15 protein-coding genes and 1 pseudogene are annotated in these 15,461 nt (G+C 73.2%); 8 read left to right on the top strand and 8 right to left on the bottom strand.

All coding sequences use genetic code 11. From position 1 onward, the window contains the following. Nucleotides 1–307: pseudogene (locus NQU55_RS30200) on the bottom strand (N-acetyl-gamma-glutamyl-phosphate reductase); the annotation flags it as partial. 316 nt (nt 308–623) lie between these two features. On the opposite strand from NQU55_RS30200, the gene NQU55_RS30195 reads away from it, so the two are divergent. Beyond that, entirely contained in the window at nt 624–1,151 is a 528-nt protein-coding gene (locus NQU55_RS30195; RefSeq protein WP_168096860.1) for a GtrA domain-containing protein, read from the top strand. Between the two features lie 49 nt (nt 1,152–1,200). Next, a complete protein-coding gene (locus NQU55_RS30190) occupies nt 1,201–2,592 on the top strand; it encodes an SMI1/KNR4 family protein (protein WP_256791522.1) in 1,392 nt (463 codons plus the stop codon). A 91-nt stretch (nt 2,593–2,683) separates the two neighbouring features. On the opposite strand, the gene NQU55_RS30185 is transcribed toward NQU55_RS30190, so the two are convergent. Together NQU55_RS30185 and NQU55_RS30180 are read right to left on the bottom strand one after the other, a co-directional pair. Then, nucleotides 2,684–4,903, bottom strand: a complete 2,220-nt coding sequence (locus NQU55_RS30185; protein WP_168096293.1) for an NADP-dependent isocitrate dehydrogenase — start codon at nt 4,901–4,903, stop codon at nt 2,684–2,686. A gap of 145 nt (nt 4,904–5,048) precedes the next feature. Continuing rightward, nucleotides 5,049–5,546 carry a MarR family winged helix-turn-helix transcriptional regulator gene (locus NQU55_RS30180; protein ID WP_168096294.1) on the bottom strand — a complete coding sequence of 166 codons (498 nt, stop codon included), beginning with the start codon at nt 5,544–5,546 and terminating at the stop codon, nt 5,049–5,051. A gap of 110 nt (nt 5,547–5,656) precedes the next feature. Here NQU55_RS30180 and NQU55_RS30175 point away from each other — a divergent pair, with 110 nt between their 5' ends. Both NQU55_RS30175 and NQU55_RS30170 read left to right on the top strand, forming a co-directional pair. Then, complete coding sequence (locus NQU55_RS30175) at nt 5,657–6,577, top strand: EamA family transporter (protein WP_256791521.1); 921 nt, start codon at nt 5,657–5,659, stop codon at nt 6,575–6,577. Nucleotides 6,578–6,636: 59 nt separating this feature from the next. Beyond that, a complete protein-coding gene (locus NQU55_RS30170) occupies nt 6,637–7,278 on the top strand; it encodes an NAD(P)-dependent oxidoreductase (protein WP_168096076.1) in 642 nt (213 codons plus the stop codon). Nucleotides 7,279–7,333: 55 nt separating this feature from the next. Here NQU55_RS30170 and NQU55_RS30165 read toward each other — a convergent pair whose 3' ends face one another. Both NQU55_RS30165 and NQU55_RS30160 read right to left on the bottom strand, forming a co-directional pair. Next, nucleotides 7,334–7,738 carry an RNA-binding S4 domain-containing protein gene (locus tag NQU55_RS30165; RefSeq protein WP_168096077.1) on the bottom strand — a complete coding sequence of 135 codons (405 nt, stop codon included), beginning with the start codon at nt 7,736–7,738 and terminating at the stop codon, nt 7,334–7,336. A 57-nt stretch (nt 7,739–7,795) separates the two neighbouring features. After that, nucleotides 7,796–9,244: an aminotransferase-like domain-containing protein gene (locus tag NQU55_RS30160; protein WP_168096078.1), complete on the bottom strand. Its 1,449-nt coding sequence runs from the start codon at nt 9,242–9,244 to the stop codon at nt 7,796–7,798. Here NQU55_RS30160 and NQU55_RS30155 point away from each other — a divergent pair. Both NQU55_RS30155 and NQU55_RS30150 read left to right on the top strand, forming a co-directional pair. Continuing rightward, complete coding sequence (locus NQU55_RS30155) at nt 9,243–10,196, top strand: DMT family transporter (protein WP_168096079.1); 954 nt, start codon at nt 9,243–9,245, stop codon at nt 10,194–10,196. The two genes, NQU55_RS30160 and NQU55_RS30155, sit on opposite strands and share 2 nt — an antisense overlap. A gap of 124 nt (nt 10,197–10,320) precedes the next feature. Then, a complete protein-coding gene (locus NQU55_RS30150) occupies nt 10,321–10,521 on the top strand; it encodes a DUF1918 domain-containing protein (RefSeq protein ID WP_168096080.1) in 201 nt (66 codons plus the stop codon). Between the two features lie 214 nt (nt 10,522–10,735). Here the strand turns inward: NQU55_RS30150 and NQU55_RS30145 are convergent, their stop codons facing one another. Next, nucleotides 10,736–12,013: a glycoside hydrolase family 10-like protein gene (locus NQU55_RS30145; RefSeq protein ID WP_256791519.1), complete on the bottom strand. Its 1,278-nt coding sequence runs from the start codon at nt 12,011–12,013 to the stop codon at nt 10,736–10,738. A gap of 180 nt (nt 12,014–12,193) precedes the next feature. Between NQU55_RS30145 and NQU55_RS30140 the strand changes: the two genes are divergently transcribed. Both NQU55_RS30140 and NQU55_RS30135 read left to right on the top strand, forming a co-directional pair. Continuing rightward, nucleotides 12,194–13,051, top strand: coding sequence for a 3-hydroxybutyryl-CoA dehydrogenase (locus NQU55_RS30140; protein ID WP_168096521.1), 858 nt, complete (start codon nt 12,194–12,196; stop codon nt 13,049–13,051). Between the two features lie 194 nt (nt 13,052–13,245). Beyond that, nucleotides 13,246–13,503 (top strand): hypothetical protein, encoded by a 258-nt coding sequence (locus NQU55_RS30135; RefSeq protein WP_372504847.1) that lies wholly within the window; start codon nt 13,246–13,248, stop codon nt 13,501–13,503. Between the two features lie 40 nt (nt 13,504–13,543). On the opposite strand, the gene NQU55_RS30130 is transcribed toward NQU55_RS30135, so the two are convergent. Beyond that, on the bottom strand, nt 13,544–14,074 hold the full coding sequence (locus NQU55_RS30130; protein WP_256791518.1) for an NUDIX hydrolase: 531 nt from the start codon (nt 14,072–14,074) through the stop codon (nt 13,544–13,546). Nucleotides 14,075–14,120: 46 nt separating this feature from the next. Then, the gene (locus NQU55_RS30125) at nt 14,121–15,458 is read right to left on the bottom strand and encodes a tetratricopeptide repeat protein (protein ID WP_058045201.1); all 1,338 of its coding nucleotides are present in this window, start codon (nt 15,456–15,458) and stop codon (nt 14,121–14,123) included. Between the last annotated feature and the right edge of the window lie 3 nt (nt 15,459–15,461).

The following is a 15,461-nucleotide window of genomic DNA, read 5'->3' as shown; positions in this document are numbered from 1 at the left end:
GCCGGAAGTCCGCACCGCAGTCGATCACCAGGGCCCCGTCGCCGAGCTCGGCGGCGACGGCCGCGGACTGCCCGTGCGGCAGGGCGAGGAAGACGACGTCGTGCCCGGCGAGGGCCTCGGCCGTCGTGGGCTCCAGCACGCGCCCGGCCAGGGGCAGCAGGTGCGGCTGCACGGAGCCGAGCCGCTGGCCCGCGTTGGAGTTCGCGGTGAGGGCACCGATCCGTATGCCGGGGTGTGCGAGCAGCAGGCGCAGCACTTCGCCGCCCGCGTATCCGCTCGCTCCTGCCACTGCCACACGTACTGCCATCGGGCCCCTCCTGGTCGATGGCATGACTATACGAATAAGCGAAGATTTATGCAATGCCGCCTGACGGAACAAGGCGGGGCGGACGACCCGGCATCAATTCGACCGCACCGAATCCGACCAGAAACGCCTTCCGACCTGCGGCTTTGCGGGCCACCGCCAAGCCCCGCGCCCTGCGATGCCATCCTTGGCGCCATAAATGGCTCGCGGTGGCGCCATTAATGCGTCATGATGGCACTCATGGGGAGCGCGCCCCACGGCCTCGTGGGCCGAGGGGCGCGCGTTTCGCGGGGTGAGCCGTCAAAGAGGGGTCGGAATCATGGGGACAGCGCAGAGTCGGCAGCAGGCGGCACCCGGCGCCTTCGGCGCCTTCGCCCGCTTCGTGCTCTGCGGCGGCGGGGTGGGGCTCGCCTCCAGCTTCGCCGTGGCGGCCCTCGCCTCCCGGGTTCCCTGGGTCCTGGCCAACGCCCTGATCACGGTGGTCTCCACGCTCCTCGCCACCGAGCTGCACGCCCGCTTCACCTTCGGCGCGGGCGGGCGCGCGACCTGGCGCCAGCATGCGCAGTCGGCCGGTTCCGCGGCGGCCGCGTACGTGGTGACGTGCGTGGCGATGTACGTCCTGCAGCAGCTGGTGGCGGCACCGGGTGCGGTACTGGAGCAGGTCGTCTACCTGTCGGCGTCCGCGCTCGCGGGGGTCGCGCGGTTCGCGGTGCTGCGCCTCGTGGTCTTCGCGCGGAACCGCTCGCAGGCCACGGCCACCGTCCGCCCCACCCACCGCCCTCTGCACGCGACCGTGGCCCGCACCTCGGCCCCGGCCCGGCCCGCGACGCTCTGCCGGGCCGCCTGAAGCGCGCGGCCCCGGGCGGGGTGTCAGTGGTTCCGCATACGGTCTGCGCATGGTTGATCAGAAGCCCTCCTCGCCCCCGCTCCACGACTTCGCGACCTGGGAGCCCGTACTACGGCTCCTGCGGGCCGGCAACGCGCGGGGGCAGGACCGTTCCGTCCGCGTGGCGGGAAGCATCGGCCGGGGCAGCTGGAGTCTGCCCCGGCAGCGGCGGCTGCCGGCATCCGGCCGGGTGGACGACATCCAGGACAAGTTCGACGCGGTGAAGCGGGTGCAGCGCGCGCTGGCGGACGCCGGCGTCGACGACATCTCGTTCACGGCGGAGATCTCGCCGGCCGGGGAGGCCGTGCTGCGCCTGCTCGGGCCCAGCCCCGCCGTGGAGCCCGGCATCGGCACCCCGCACCCGGGGACGCTCCTCCTCGTCGAAGGCGCCCTTCCCGAGCCCTGCCGCCGGCTTCCCGAACCGGTGCCCGGAGCCGTGCCTGCCCCTTCGGCGGATCCCGGGCTGCTGGAGCGGACGCTCCGCGAGCGGCTGCCCCGCGCTGTCGGCGCGACGGAGGCGGAGATCGCCGCCGCGGAGGCGCGCCTCGGCGTCACCCTGCCCGAGGAGCTCAAGGCGCTCTACCGGGTGACGCGGGCCCGGTGGGAGGACTGGGGCGACGACCACGAGGCGGCGCAGCGCGAATGCATGGCGGTCGGCTGCGAGCTCTTCGCGCTGGACGACCTGTACATCGCCGACGCGTCGTCCCGTCACTGCCGTTGGGAGTTCGCGGCGATGGAGGCGGTCGTCACGCCGCCCGACGCCGCCGTGCAGGGCCTGGTCGGCTCGCCGGGCTGGGTCGTCTTCGGGGACAACGGCGGCGGCGACCGGCTGGCGGTCGACCTGACCCCCGGCCCGCGCGGCCACGCGGGGCAGATCGTCATGATCGGTCACGAGGAGAACATCGGTGCCGCCCTGGTCGCCGACTCGCTCACCGACATGGTGCTGAACCGGCTCAGCGAGCGGCGCGGCGGCTCGGGCGGGGACCGGCCTCCTGTGGTGGCCCACGTGAACATCCGGAGCCTGCCGGGCATCGAGGCCGCCGCGCACCCCGGCCTGGAGGTGCTGTCCATCGGCGTGTGGGACAAGGCGCCGCTCAGCCTCGCCCCGGTCGCCGGCCTGCCCCGTCTGCGGACCCTCGCCGCCTACCCCGGCACGCTCGCCGACCCGCTGGAGATCGCCGGGCTCACCGGCCTGGAGTTCCTGGATCTCGGCCCGCAGGAATGGCGCACCCTCCTCGACGCGGGAGCCGTCCCGCGCAGCCTGTCGGCGGCCGCCATCAGGGTGCACAGCGACCAGGACCCCCTGGCCGTCGTGGCCCTCGCCAACGAGATCCTGGCGCTCTGGGACCGGCCCCGGATCATCCGGACGGTCCTCGAAGGCAGCCTCGGCGCCGTGCCGTAGCGAGGCCGCGGCGGCGGGTCCGGGGAGAACAGAACCGCCCCGGCCGGGCGCAGTGCCGGCCGGGGCGGAACGGTATTGCCTCGCGCGCGCGTCAGCCCAGGATCGCCAGAGCCTGGTTGAGCGTCGCCGACGGGCGCATGACGGCCGAGGCCTTCGTCACGTCGGGCCGGTAGTAGCCGCCGATCTCGGCCGGGGAGCCCTGCACCGCGATCAGCTCGTCGACGATGGTCCCCTCCTGCTCGGTGAGCGTCTTGGCCAGCGGGCCGAACGCCTCCGCGAGCTGGGCGTCGTCGGTCTGCTTCGCGAGCTCCTGGGCCCAGTAGAGCGCCAGGTAGAAGTGGCTGCCGCGGTTGTCGATGCCGCCCAGGCGGCGGCTCGGCGACTTGTCCTCGTTGAGGAAGGTGCCGGTGGCGCGGTCGAGCGTGTCCGCCAGGACCTTGGCGCGGGCGTTGCCCGTGGTCGCCGCGAGGTGCTCGAAGCTGGCCGCGAGCGCGAAGAACTCGCCCAGGCTGTCCCAGCGGAGGTAGTTCTCCTTGACGAGCTGCTGCACGTGCTTGGGAGCGGAGCCGCCGGCGCCGGTCTCGAACAGGCCGCCACCGTTCATGAGCGGGACGACCGAGAGCATCTTCGCGCTCGTGCCGAGCTCGAGGATCGGGAACAGGTCGGTGAGGTAGTCACGCAGGACGTTGCCGGTGACGGAGATCGTGTCCTCGCCGCGGCGGATGCGCTCCAGCGAGAACTTCGTCGCCTCGACGGGCGACATGATCTCGATCTGCAGGCCCTCGGTGTCGTGCTCCGGCAGGTACGCCTTGACCTTCTCGATGAGCTGCGCGTCGTGCGCGCGGTCCTCGTCGAGCCAGAACACGGCCGGGACGCCGGTGGCGCGGGCGCGGGTGACGGCGAGCTTGACCCAGTCGCGGATCGGCGCGTCCTTGGACTGGCACATGCGGAAGATGTCGCCCGCGCCGACCGCCTGCTCCAGCACGACGTTGCCGGCGCCGTCGAGGACGCGCACCGTGCCGGTGGTGGCGACCTCGAAGGTCTTGTCGTGGCTGCCGTACTCCTCGGCCTTCTGCGCCATGAGGCCGACGTTGGGCACGGAGCCCATGGTCGAGGGGTCGAAGGCGCCGTGGGCGCGGCAGTCGTCGAGGACGACCTGGTAGACGCCCGCGTAGCTGCTGTCCGGCAGGACGGCGAGGGTGTCGGCCTCCTGGCCGTCCGGGCCCCACATGTGGCCGGAGGTGCGGATCATGGCCGGCATGGAGGCGTCGACGATGACGTCGCTGGGGACGTGCAGGTTGGTGATGCCCTTGTCGGAGTCGACCATCGCCAGGGCCGGGCCCTCGGCGAGCTCGGCGTCGAAGGAGGCCTTGATCGCGGCGCCCTCGGGCAGGGCCTCCAGGCCCTTGAAGATGCCGCCGAGGCCGTCGTTCGGGGTCAGGCCTGCGGCGGCGAGCTGCTCGCCGTACTGCGCGAACGTCTTCGGGAAGAAGGCGCGGACCACGTGGCCGAAGATGATCGGGTCGGAGACCTTCATCATCGTGGCCTTCAGGTGCACGGAGAACAGCACGCCCTCGGCCTTGGCGCGGGCGACCTGCGCCGTGAGGAACTCGCGCAGCGCGGCGACGCGCATGACGGAGGCGTCGACGACCTCGCCGGCGAGCACGGGGACCGACTCGCGCAGGACCGTGGTGGAGCCGTCGTCACCCGAGAGCTCGATGCGGAGCGTGCCGTCCTCGGCGATGACCGCGGACTTCTCGGTGGAGCGGAAGTCGTCGACGCCCATGGTGGCGACGTTCGTCTTCGAGTCGGCAGTCCAGGCGCCCATGCGGTGCGGGTGCGTCTTGGCGTAGTTCTTGACCGAGGCGGGGGCGCGGCGGTCGGAGTTGCCCTCGCGCAGGACGGGGTTGACCGCGCTGCCCTTGACCTTGTCGTAGCGGGCGCGGATGTCGCGCTCCTCGTCGGTCTTCGGGTCGTCCGGGTAGTCCGGCAGCGCGTAGCCCTGCCCCTGCAGCTCGGCGACCGCGGCCTTCAGCTGCGGGATCGAGGCCGAGATGTTGGGCAGCTTGATGATGTTGGCACCCGGCGTCTTGGCCAGCCGGCCGAGCTCGGCGAGGGCGTCGTCGATGCGCTGGCCCTCTTCGAGGTACTCGGGGAACTGCGAGATGATCCGGCCGGCCAGGGAGATGTCGCGGGTCTCCACAGTGACCCCGGCCGTCGAGGCGTAGGCCTGGACCACGGGCAGGAACGAGTGCGTGGCCAGGGCCGGCGCCTCGTCGGTGTGCGTGTAAATGATGGTCGAGTCAGTCACCGGGTGCTCCGCTCCACGTCTGTAACATTGCTCGACATCAAGATATCTCGTGGCGGAGCCCCCCTCGACAGGACCCTGGCCACATCCGCGGGACGGGCCCGCCGCCGCGTTCCGGCCGCGGGCCCGGCGCTGCGGGAGCCGCAGGTCAGCTCATTCCGCCGCCCAGGGACTCCAGCAGCTTCCTGAGGCCCGCCGCGAGCGCTTCGCGCTCCTCCGCCGTCAGGGCGGAGAGCAGGCCCTCCGAGGTGGCGAGGTGGTCGGGCAGGGTCTCGTCCACGAGGGCGCGGCCCTCGTCGGTGAGCTCGACGACGACGCTGCGGCCGTCCGAGGCGCTGGGCCTGCGGCTCACCAGGCCGCGGGCCTCCAGGCGGTCCAGGCGCTGGGTGATCGCTCCCGACGTGACCATCGACGAGCGCATCAGCTCGGCCGGGGTCAGCCGGTGCGGCGCGGCGCTGCGGCGCAGCGTGGCGAGGACGTCGAAGGATGCCGGATCGAGGCCGTGGGCGTTGAAGGTGCGGCCCGTTTCGACGTCGACGAGCCGGGACAGCCGCTTGAGCCGCCCGAGCACCGCCATCGTGGATACATCCAGGTCAGGGCGTTGTACAGCCCACTGTTCGAGTACGCGGTCGACGTGATCTGCCATCGGGCCAGGGTAGTGGACCGGGGGCAACTGTCTTAGCAGTGAGGTACCTCACGCGACTTCACCCGCCCCTTCGGCCCCGAAATAGCTTAGCGGTGAGATACATTGCTTTAGTGCTAAGCAATCGAGTCGGAATCCTGCTGCTCACCGCCCTCGCGCCTGCCGTCTGGGGCACCACCTACCTCGTGACCACCGAGCTGCTCCCCCCGGGGCGCCCGCTCCTCGCGGCGGTCGTCCGGGCCCTGCCCGCCGGGCTCGCGCTCGTCGCCGTGACGCGGCGCCTGCCGCAGGGCGTGTGGTGGTGGCGGGCGCTCGTGCTCGGCGCCCTCAACATCGGCGGGTTCTTCGCCCTGCTGTTCGTCGCCGCGTACCGCCTGCCGGGCGGAGTCGCCGCCACCGTCGGCGCGATACAGCCGCTGCTGGTCGCCCTGCTCTCCGCCGGCCTGCTGGGCGAACGGCTCTCTCCCCGTACGCTGATCGCCGCCGTGGCCGGCGTCGCCGGGGTCAGCCTGCTCGTGCTCCGGGCCGAGGCGCGGCTGGACGCCCTCGGGGTCGCCGCCGCGGTCGGCGGAGCGGTCGTCATGGCCGCCGGAATCGTGCTCAGCAAGCGCTGGGTCTCCCCCGCGCCCCTCCTCGCGACCACCGGCTGGCAGCTCGTCGCGGGCGGCCTGCTGCTGCTCCCCGTCGCCCTCTTCGCCGAAGGCCTGCCGCCCGCGGCGCCGACCGCCGCGAACCTGGCCGGATACGCCTACCTCGCCGTCATCGGATCCGCCCTCGCCTACAGCCTGTGGTTCCGCGGGATCCGGCTGCTCTCCCCCACCGACGCGACCTTCCTCGGGCTGCTCAGCCCGCTCGTGGCCACCGCGCTGGGATGGCTGATACTCGATCAGGAACTCGGCGTCGTCCAGGGATTCGGCGCGCTCGTCGTCCTGGTGTCGCTCGTGGTGGCCCAGCTCCGGCGCGGCACGCCGGGCCCGGCCCGCACGGAACGCCCGGCCCCGAAGGCGCCGGACCCCGAGCCCGCCACCCGGTGACGTCACCGCCCGCCCCGTCAAGACCCCGTTCCTCCCTTCCGACCAAGGAGCTGACAGCTATGCGCATCACCGTCTTCGGAGCAGCCGGCAACGTGGGCAGCCGCGTCGTGACCGAGGCCCTGTCCCGCGGCCACGAAGTCACCGCCGTCGTACGGAACTCCGCCCGCTTCGGCGAGCTGCCGGCGGGCGCCACCGCCCGCACCGGCGACGCCTCGGACCCCGCGGACGTCGCACGGCTCAGCGCCGGGCAGGACCTCGTGATCACCGCGACCCGCCCCGCGCCCGGCAGCGAGCACCAGCTCCTCGCCGTCACCCAGGGGCTGCTGGCCGGGCTCTCCGGGACCGGCGTCCGGCTGCTGCTCGTCGGCGGCGCCGGCAGCCTGACCCTCCCCGGCACCGACGGCACGACCGTCATCGACGGGCCCGGCTTCCCCGCCGACTGGCGGCCCATAGCCCTGGCCTGCAACGACCAGCTGGCCGCCTGCCGCGCCGCCGAGCACGGCGTGGACTGGGCCTACCTGAGCCCGGCCGCCGTCCTGGAGCCGGGCGAGCGCACCGGCCGCTACCGCCTGGGGAAGGACGAGCTCATCGTGGACGCCGAGGGCAACTCGGCGATCTCCATGGAGGACCTCTCCGTGGCCCTCCTCGACGAGGCCGAGAAGCCGGTGCACCACCGGACGCGGTTCACGGTCGGGTACTGACGACGGCGAAAGGGTGGCGGACCGGCCCGTGGGGGCCGGTCCGCCACCCTTTTCGTCAGCGGCCCCGCTGGGCGCCCTGCAGGCGTTCCAGTTCGCGGCGGTCGCGCTTGGTGGGGCGGCCCGTGCCGCGGTCGCGGACGGCCGTCGCGGCCACGTGCTCGCGCGGCGGCTCGGGCGGGGTGTTGTCCACGTAGCACTCGGCGGCGACGGGCGCGCCGACCCGCTTGCTGATGAGCCGCGACACGACGACGATGCGCTCCCGCCCGTCGAGGCGCACCCGCACCTCGTCGCCGGGGCGCACCGTCTGGGCGGGCTTGGCGCGCTCGCCGTTGACGCGGACGTGGCCCGCGCGGCAGGCGGCACCCGCCGCGGAGCGCGTCTTCGTGAGCCGCACGGACCAGATCCAGCTGTCGACCCGGACCGGCGCGGCGCCCTCGCCTGAAGCAACTACTGAAGCCATGCTCCGACTGTAGGGCCTGTCCGGCGGATCACGACGACTCGCCGGGGCACGGAGGCGTCATCCTCCGGGGCATGCGGTCTCGAACGCCGTCCGCAGCCTGCTCACGCCCTCCGCCAGCTCGGCCGTCCCGGCGACCGCCGCGAAGCTCAGCCGCAGGTGCGGGGCCACGGACTCCGCGGGGTGGTAAGGACCGCCCGACGCCACGGCGACGCCTGCGCGCAGCGCGGCCGCGGACAGCGCGGCGTCGTCGGTGCCGTCCGGCAGCCGGGCCCACACGTGGAAGCCCCCGGGCGGGACGAAGTCGACGGAGACGGCGGGCAGTTCCCGGTGCAGGGCGGTGAGCAGCGCCTCGCGCCGCACGCGCAGCTCGGCGGCGGTCGTGCGCCGGTGCCGGGTCCAGGCGGGCGAGCCGACGAGTTCGAGGGCGGCCTCCTGCAGCGGGCGCGGCACGAAGAAGCTGTCCACGACCTGGACGGCCCGCAGGCGTTCGAGGACGGGCCCGCGGGCGGCGAGGGCCCCCACGCGCAGGCTCGGCGAGGTGGCCTTGGTGAGGGAGCAGACGTGGACGACGATGCCGTCGGGGTCGTCCGCGGCGAGGGTGGGCGGCAGCGGCGGCGCGTCCTCGTGGGCGAGGCGGCGCGCGAAGTCGTCCTCGATGACGAAGGCTCCGGCCTCGCGGGCCACCCGGATCACCTCGGGCCGCCGGTCGGCCAGGACGGCGCCGGTCGGGTTCTGGAACAGCGGCTGGCAGACGAAGACGCGGGCACCGCTCGTGCGGAACGCCTCCGCGAGCAGGTCGGTGCGCACGCCGCGGGCGTCGGTGGGCACGGGGACGGGCCGCAGCCCGGAGGCGCGCGCGGCGGCGAGCATGCCGGGGTAGGTCGGGGATTCGACGAGGACGGGCGCGCCGGGCGGGGCGAGGGCCCGCAGGGCCGCGGTCAGGGCGCTCTGCCCGCCGGCGGTGATCAGCACTTCGGAGGCGGCGACGGTGCCCGCCGGGCCGCCGATCTCGCGGGCGAACCAGGCGCGCAGCTCCGTCACGCCCTCGATCGGCGGGCGGCCCCATGCCCCGGGGCGGCGCCCGGCCCGGCCGAGGGCCGCAGCGAGGGCGCGCTCGGGCTGCAGGGCGGGGTGGAGGTAGCCGCCGCTGAGCTCGATGACGCCGGGCGGGGGCTCGGCGAGCGTGGTGAGCACGCCGGAGGCGTCGACGGAGCGGGGGACGACCTCCGCAGCGCTCTCCACGCTGAGGGCGACCTGCTGCCAGGAGGTGTCGCCGAGGCGTACGGGCGCGCCGTGCGGGGCCGTACGGAACGCGCCGGCGCCGGGCCGGGTGGTCACGAGGCCTTCCGCGGCGAGGGCGGCGATCGCCCGCGAGACGGTGACGGGGCTGACCCGGAAGCGTTCGACGAGGGCCCTGCTGGACGGCAGCTTCTCACCCGGAGAGTAGCGGTTGAGCTCTCTTTTCAGGGCTTCTGCCAGTTCAGCGACGCTGTTACGCTCATGCATGAGAGTGAAAGATAGCGCTATCGGACCGACGACGGTAGCAGTGCAGAGCTCCGGGCGGTCCGCCGCGGCGGACCCCGCGGAAGCCGCGGCCCCTCGTACGGGCAGCGGCGTCCTCCTCGCCGCCCTGGGCGTGGCGACCTTCTCGCTGACGTTCCCCGCGACGGCCTGGGCCCTGGAAGGGCTCGGCCCGTGGTCCGTGACCGCCTGCCGGATGCTGCTGGCGGGCCTGATCGCCGCCGGCTGCATGCTGGCGCTGCGCGTCCGGGTGCCCGCGCGGCGCCACTGGCCCGCCCTGTGCGCGGTGGCCGGCGGCACGGTCGTCGGCTTCCCCCTGCTGACCACACTCGCCCTGCAGACCTCCTCGACCTCGCACGCCGCGGTCGTCGTGGGCCTGCTGCCGCTGACGACCGCCGCCTACTCGGCCGTACGCAACCGGACCCGGCACTCGCGCACGTTCTGGGGCGCGGCGGTCACGGGCGCGGCCGTGGTGATCGCCTTCGCCGTGCAGCAGAGCGGGGGCAGCCCCACGGCCGGCGACCTGTACCTGTTCGCCGCCCTGCTGGTCTGCGCCGCGGGCTACGCGGAGGGCGGGCGGCTCGCGCGCGAGATGCCGGGCTGGCAGGTCATCGGCTGGGCGCTGGTGCTGTGCCTGCCGGTGGCGGCCGCGGGGACCGCGGTGGCGCTGTCGGTCGAGCCCGGGCGGCTCACGGGCCACACGGTCGCGGGGCTGCTGTGGCTGGCCGCGGGATCGCAGTTCCTGGGCATGTGGGTGTGGTACCGCGGTATGAGCGCGATCGGTGTCGCCCGGGCCAGCCAGCTGCAGCTGGCGCAGCCGCTGCTCACCCTGGTCTGGTCGGTGCTGCTGCTCGGCGAGCGGCTGACCCCGGCCGCACCGGTGGCGGCCGTGGCGGTGCTGGTGTGCATCGGGGTGACGCAGCGGGCGCGCGGCTGACCGGGCGCGCGTTGCTCCACCTGGCCGAGGGGCGGGCCATATACCGCCGGTCACCGTAGACTTGGGAGCGTCCCGGCACACACCTCGAACCCCGAACGGAACTCGAACAGAAGGGGCACCGTCGATGCATGCGAGCAAGGGTGACCACCTGGTGGTCCACGGGCGGACGGTCGGCAAGCAGGATCACGTCGTGGAGATCGTCGAGGTGCTGGGGCCCAACGGCACGCCGCCGTACCGGGTCCGCGCCGAGAACGGCCACGAGACGATCATGTCGCCGGGCCCCGACTCGGTGGTCGACCACCGCAAGGCCTCCGGCCAGGGTTAGCCGATCAGGTCTCCCCCCGCCGGGCCGGTCACGGCAAGGGGCAGCCTGCACGCTCTGTCCCGCCGCGACGGCGCTCGGCCTCCGCGGCGGGATCCGGCGGTGCCGTACTCGCCTCAGGTCGTCCGGCACCGCCGAATGCCTCGTCCGCGGCTGCTCACCGTCGCGGCGGAAGCAGCTTGCCGGGCACCGGAGGCACCCGTGACAACGCCCGCGGTCAGTGCGGCGGGCGCACCCGTGCCGGGTAGTGGTCCTTGACCACCCGGGCCATCGCCCCTATCGGGTCCGCGACCACCTGCTTGGCGGAGAAGTAGACGTTCCCGAGCACCTCCGGGTACTCCCGGCACAGCGTGAGGTGGCGCGAGAGCTCGGCCGGGTCCTGCCAGGGCGCGGGCTGCCCGGGGTCGCCCGCCCGGTACAGCGCCTCGCCGACGTACAGCTGCACGTCCGTGTCCCGGACGGTCTCCGCCCACCACGGCACGAGCTTCGCATAGTCCGCGGCGGCGAAGCCGATGTGCCAGTACACCTGCGGCACGATGTAGTCGATCCACTCCTCCAGGACCCACTTGCGCGTGTCCGCGCCGAGGTCGTCGTAGGTCTGCACGCCCGCGCGGGTGTCCGAACCGAGCGGGTCGGCCGAGCGGTTGCGCCAGACCGCGAACGGGCTGATCCCGAACTGCACGTGCCGCTTGCGCCGCTTGATGCGCTGCCCCATCTCCCGCACCAGCAGGTCGATGTTGTCGCGCCGCCAGGCGGCCCGGTCCGGGAAGCCGGAGCCGTAGCGGGCGTACGCGGTGTCGTCGTCGAAGCGCTGGCCGGCCACCGGGTACGGGTAGAAGTAGTCGTCGAAGTGCACGCCGTCCAGGTCGTAGCGGGAGACGGCGTCGAGCATGGCGTCCTGGACGAAGCGGCGCACCTCGGGCAGGCCCGGGTTGTAGTAGAGCTTGCCGCCGTAGGGCACGACCCACTCGGGGTGGATGCGCGCGGGGTGGGTGGCGACGAGCCGGCCGGGGTCGCGGTGGTTGGCGATGCGGTAGGGGTTGAACCAGCCGTGCAGTTCGATCCTGCGCCGGTGGGCCTCGCGCACGGCGAAGGACAGCGGGTCCCAGCCCGGATAGCGGCCCTGAGTCCCCGTCAGGTACTCCGACCAGGGTTCGAACGGGGAGGGCCAGAAGGCGTCCGCGGTCGGCCGGATCTGCAGCATGACCGCGTTGAGGCGGCGGTCGACGGCCGTGTCGAGGAGGGTGATCAGCTCCTCGCGCTGCCGGTCGGGCGCCAGGCCCGGCCTGGACGGCCAGTCGACGTTGACGACGGTGGCGATCCACATTCCCCGGAACTCGCGCTTCCGCCGGCGCTCGCCCGGGGCGCCCGCCCCCGTCGTCCGCGGAGCGGGCCACGACCGTGCCGCGGCCGCTCCCGCCTCGCCGGACGCCAGCATGGCGGACATCATCCCTGCGGCGGTCACGGTGAACCCTCTTCGGGTCATACGCCCCATATGCGGGACCTCTCTTCGCCGTCTCGTCGGATCGGTCACACCGTTCGAGGCCAGCATGCCCGCCCCAGCCCCATCAGGACCGCACGGCGCGGAGTAACGTCTGGAACGAGGCGGGCACCGCGGCGAGACGCGGCCCGCCGGACGACCGAGAACAGCGAAAGGCACGATGTGACGGACACTGTGGCAGACGTAGCGCGTGTCGGGGTGGTGGGCTGCGGCCAGATGGGCGCGGGGATCGCGGAGGTCTGTGCCCGGGCCGGCCTGGACGTCATGGTCGCCGAGACCACCGGGGAGGCCCTGGAGATCGGCCGCACCCGCCTGACCAACTCCCTCGGCAAGGCCGCCGAGCGCGGCAAGATCTCCGAGGAGGAGCGCGACGCGACGCTCGCCCGGCTGAGCTTCACCACCGACCTCGGCGAGTTCGCCGACCGCGACCTGGTCATCGAGGCCGTCGTCGAGAACGAGCAGGTCAAGACCGAGATCTTCCAGGTCCTCGACCAGGTGGTCACCCGCCCCGACGCGATCCTGGCCTCCAACACCTCCTCGATCCCGCTGGTGAAGCTGGCCGTGGCCACCTCCCGGCCGGACCGCGTCATCGGCATCCACTTCTTCAACCCGGCCCCGGTGCAGAAGCTCGTCGAGCTCATCCCGGCGCTCACCACCAGCGAGGAAACGATCAAGCGCGCCGACGCGCTGGTCGCCAACGTGCTGGGCAAGCACGCCATCCGGGCCCAGGACCGCTCCGGCTTCGTCGTCAACGCCCTGCTGATCCCGTACCTGCTCTCGGCCATCCGGATGTTCGAGTCCGGCATCGCCAGCCGCGAGGACATCGACAACGGCATGGAGCTCGGCTGCGCCCACCCCATGGGCCCGCTCAAGCTCTCCGACCTGATCGGCCTGGACACGGTCGCCTCGGTCGCCGACAGCATGTACCAGGAGTACAAGGAGCCGCTGTACGCCGCTCCCCCGCTGCTCCAGCGCATGGTCGACGCGGGCCGCCTCGGCCGCAAGACCGGCTCGGGCTTCTACACGTACTGAGCCGTGCACCCGTACCGAGCGCCCCGGCGCCCGTCACGGAACGTCACCGGCCGGCACCGCCGCACACCCGTGTTCGCACGGGGTGTGCGGCGGTGACTCGCATATACCCCCCGCACACGCTCCCGCTCCGCGCGCCGACACGGTTGACTCGGCTCGTCGGACACACAGGAGTCATTCCGGAAGGGGTACGGAAAGTGACCATGCATCCCGAGCAGGCCACCAGAACGGCTGAGCTCGCGGAGCTCCGTCGTAGCCTCGATGTCGGCGTCGTCCGCATCGACGGCCACCTCGCCCTCCTCACCCAGCGCAGCGATCAGTCGGAACGCGACATCACCGAGATGGCGAACCGGGTCAGGGCCCTGGAGCACGGCAGGTGGCCCCTGCCCTCACTGGCCGCGCTCACCGGTGTCGCCGCCCTGGCACTCGCCGTCTGGCAGGCGACCGGCCGGTGAGCGCGGAGCGAGCCACGGCCGCCGCTCGCGGGGACGGCCGCTAGCCGAGCCGGATGTGGTGCAGCAGCAGGAGCGCCGCCGCCATGTTGGCGGCCGGCACCTCGCCGCGGCCGATCATGTCGGGCACCAGCTTCAGCGGTACCCACTCGCGCCGGTCGGACTCGAAGTCGTCCTCCGGGTCGCCGATGTACTCGGCCTCGTCCGACCAGTAGATGTGGTGCCGGGCGTCGGTGAGGCCGTTGGACGGCTCGACCGACATCAGGTGCCGCAGCGGGCCGGGCCGCCAGCCGGTCTCCTCCTCCATCTCCCGGGCCGCCGCGTCGGCGAGGTCCTCGCCGTCCTCGACGACGCCGGCGGCCAGTTCCCAGCCCCAGTTGTCGGTGATGAAGCGGTGCCGCCACAGCAGCAGGACCTCATTGGCCTCGTTGACCACCGTGGCCACGGCGACGGGCCGCAGCCGGATGAGGAAGTGGTCGAGGTGGCGGCCGTCGGGGAGTTGAACGTCTGCGAGATTGACCCGGAACCAGCGGTTCGCATAGACCGTCCGCTCCCTGAGATTCTTCCAACGCACGTGTTGCCACCTTCCGCCGAGGTGGCCACCTCCCCGGGCGCTGTCCTCACAGGGGCACGCGCAACGCCCCGTCGATCATCTCGGCGGCCTCGGCAGTGGCCGCACACCCGCTTTCGATCAGATGCTCGCGCACCGCCCGGAGCCGGTCCCGTAAGCGCTGCGATTCCATGCCTCTCGCCTGCTCGGTCATCTCCCGTGCGGTGGCCACCGCCTTGTCCGCGTCTCCTTGACGCAGCTCGATGTGCGTGAGCATGGCGAGCCGGTGGACACGTCCCCGGTCGTGGGCGGGGGTGTCGACGGCCCGGTCCGCGTGCTCACGGGCGGGTCCGAGGTCGCCGAGGCTCAGGAGCGCCTCCGCCACCTGCACGTTCACCAGACCGGGCTGTACATAGCCGGTCTCGGCGGGCTCCTGGCCACGGCGGATGCGCTCGGCGGCGGTCTCGGCGCGGCGGATGCAGGCGAGCGCGCCGGCCCCGTCGCCGAGCCGGGCGTACGCCTTGGCCTGCATGGCGTAGAGGTCGGCCGCGAGGGCCGGGGTCAGCTCCGTGCCCGCGGCCCGCAGCGCGGACTCGGCGAACGCCACGGCCTGCCGGTACTCGCGCATGAACAGCGACTGGTTGACGAGCAGGGCGATGACGTAGCCGCCGAGACCCCGGTCGCCGCTGGCCTTGGCCAGCCGCAGCGCCTGGTGGAAGTAGCGCTGGGCCAGGCCGTGCGCGTCGGAGTCGTAGGCGCAGATGCCGGCGACGGCGACCAGCCCGCCGGTGGCCCGGTGCAGCTGACGGCCCGTCTCGTCGGTGTAGCTGCCGCGCAGCAGGGGGGCGGCCTCGGCGTTGAGGAAGCCGACGACGCGGGCGCGCGTCGCGATCCCGCCCGCCTTGCGGTACATCTGCTCGTAGTGGGTGCGGGCCGCGCGCAGCATCTCGATGTCGTCCATGGAGACGCGGGTGAGGCCGCGCCGGGAGACGTCGGCGTCCTCGGGCGGGTTCTCCCACTCCCAGACCGGGATGACGGCGGGGGTCCCGGTGACGGCGGGGGCGGTGACGACGTGCTCGCGCTGCTGCTCGTCGGAGCGCCAGAGGGCGGTGGCCCGTTCGACGAAGCCGGAGAGCGGGGTGTTGGGCAGCCGCGGGCTGCCCGGGGTGCCGAGGCCGATGTCGTCCAGGGTCAGCGCGCGGTGCAGCCGTTCGCCGAGGACTTCGCAGATCAGATCCGGCACCTGGCCGCGGGGCCGCTGGCCCTTCAGCCAGCGGGCGACGGCCGTGTGTTCGTAACGCAGCGCCAGACCCCGGGCCCGGCCTGCCGCGTTGACGTGGGCGGCCAGGCCGGCGTGGGATATGCCCGCTTCGTCGAGGATGGCGTCAAGGAGAGTGTTGGGCTCCATCCT

This window comes from Streptomyces telluris (assembly GCF_024519335.1).
In the GTDB taxonomy this organism is placed as follows: domain Bacteria; phylum Actinomycetota; class Actinomycetes; order Streptomycetales; family Streptomycetaceae; genus Streptomyces; species Streptomyces telluris.
Note: the sequence above shows the minus strand (reverse complement) of the source record. Positions and strands in the feature narration are given on the sequence as shown.

Bases quoted from the DNA above. Each gene is read 5' to 3' on its own strand.
- NQU55_RS30195 (WP_168096860.1), top strand. From the start codon at position 624: ATGGGGACAGCGCAGAGTCGGCAGCAGGCGGCACCCGGCGCCTTCGGC.
- NQU55_RS30190 (WP_256791522.1), top strand. From the start codon at position 1,201: ATGGTTGATCAGAAGCCCTCCTCGCCCCCGCTCCACGACTTCGCGACC.
- NQU55_RS30180 (WP_168096294.1), bottom strand. From the start codon at position 5,546: ATGGCAGATCACGTCGACCGCGTACTCGAACAGTGGGCTGTACAACGC.
- NQU55_RS30170 (WP_168096076.1), top strand. From the start codon at position 6,637: ATGCGCATCACCGTCTTCGGAGCAGCCGGCAACGTGGGCAGCCGCGTC.
- NQU55_RS30165 (WP_168096077.1), bottom strand. From the start codon at position 7,738: ATGGCTTCAGTAGTTGCTTCAGGCGAGGGCGCCGCGCCGGTCCGGGTC.
- NQU55_RS30155 (WP_168096079.1), top strand. From the start codon at position 9,243: ATGAGAGTGAAAGATAGCGCTATCGGACCGACGACGGTAGCAGTGCAG.
- NQU55_RS30160 (WP_168096078.1), bottom strand. From the start codon at position 9,244: ATGCATGAGCGTAACAGCGTCGCTGAACTGGCAGAAGCCCTGAAAAGA.
- NQU55_RS30150 (WP_168096080.1), top strand. From the start codon at position 10,321: ATGCATGCGAGCAAGGGTGACCACCTGGTGGTCCACGGGCGGACGGTC.
- NQU55_RS30145 (WP_256791519.1), bottom strand. From the start codon at position 12,013: ATGGGGCGTATGACCCGAAGAGGGTTCACCGTGACCGCCGCAGGGATG.
- NQU55_RS30125 (WP_058045201.1), bottom strand. From the start codon at position 15,458: ATGGAGCCCAACACTCTCCTTGACGCCATCCTCGACGAAGCGGGCATA.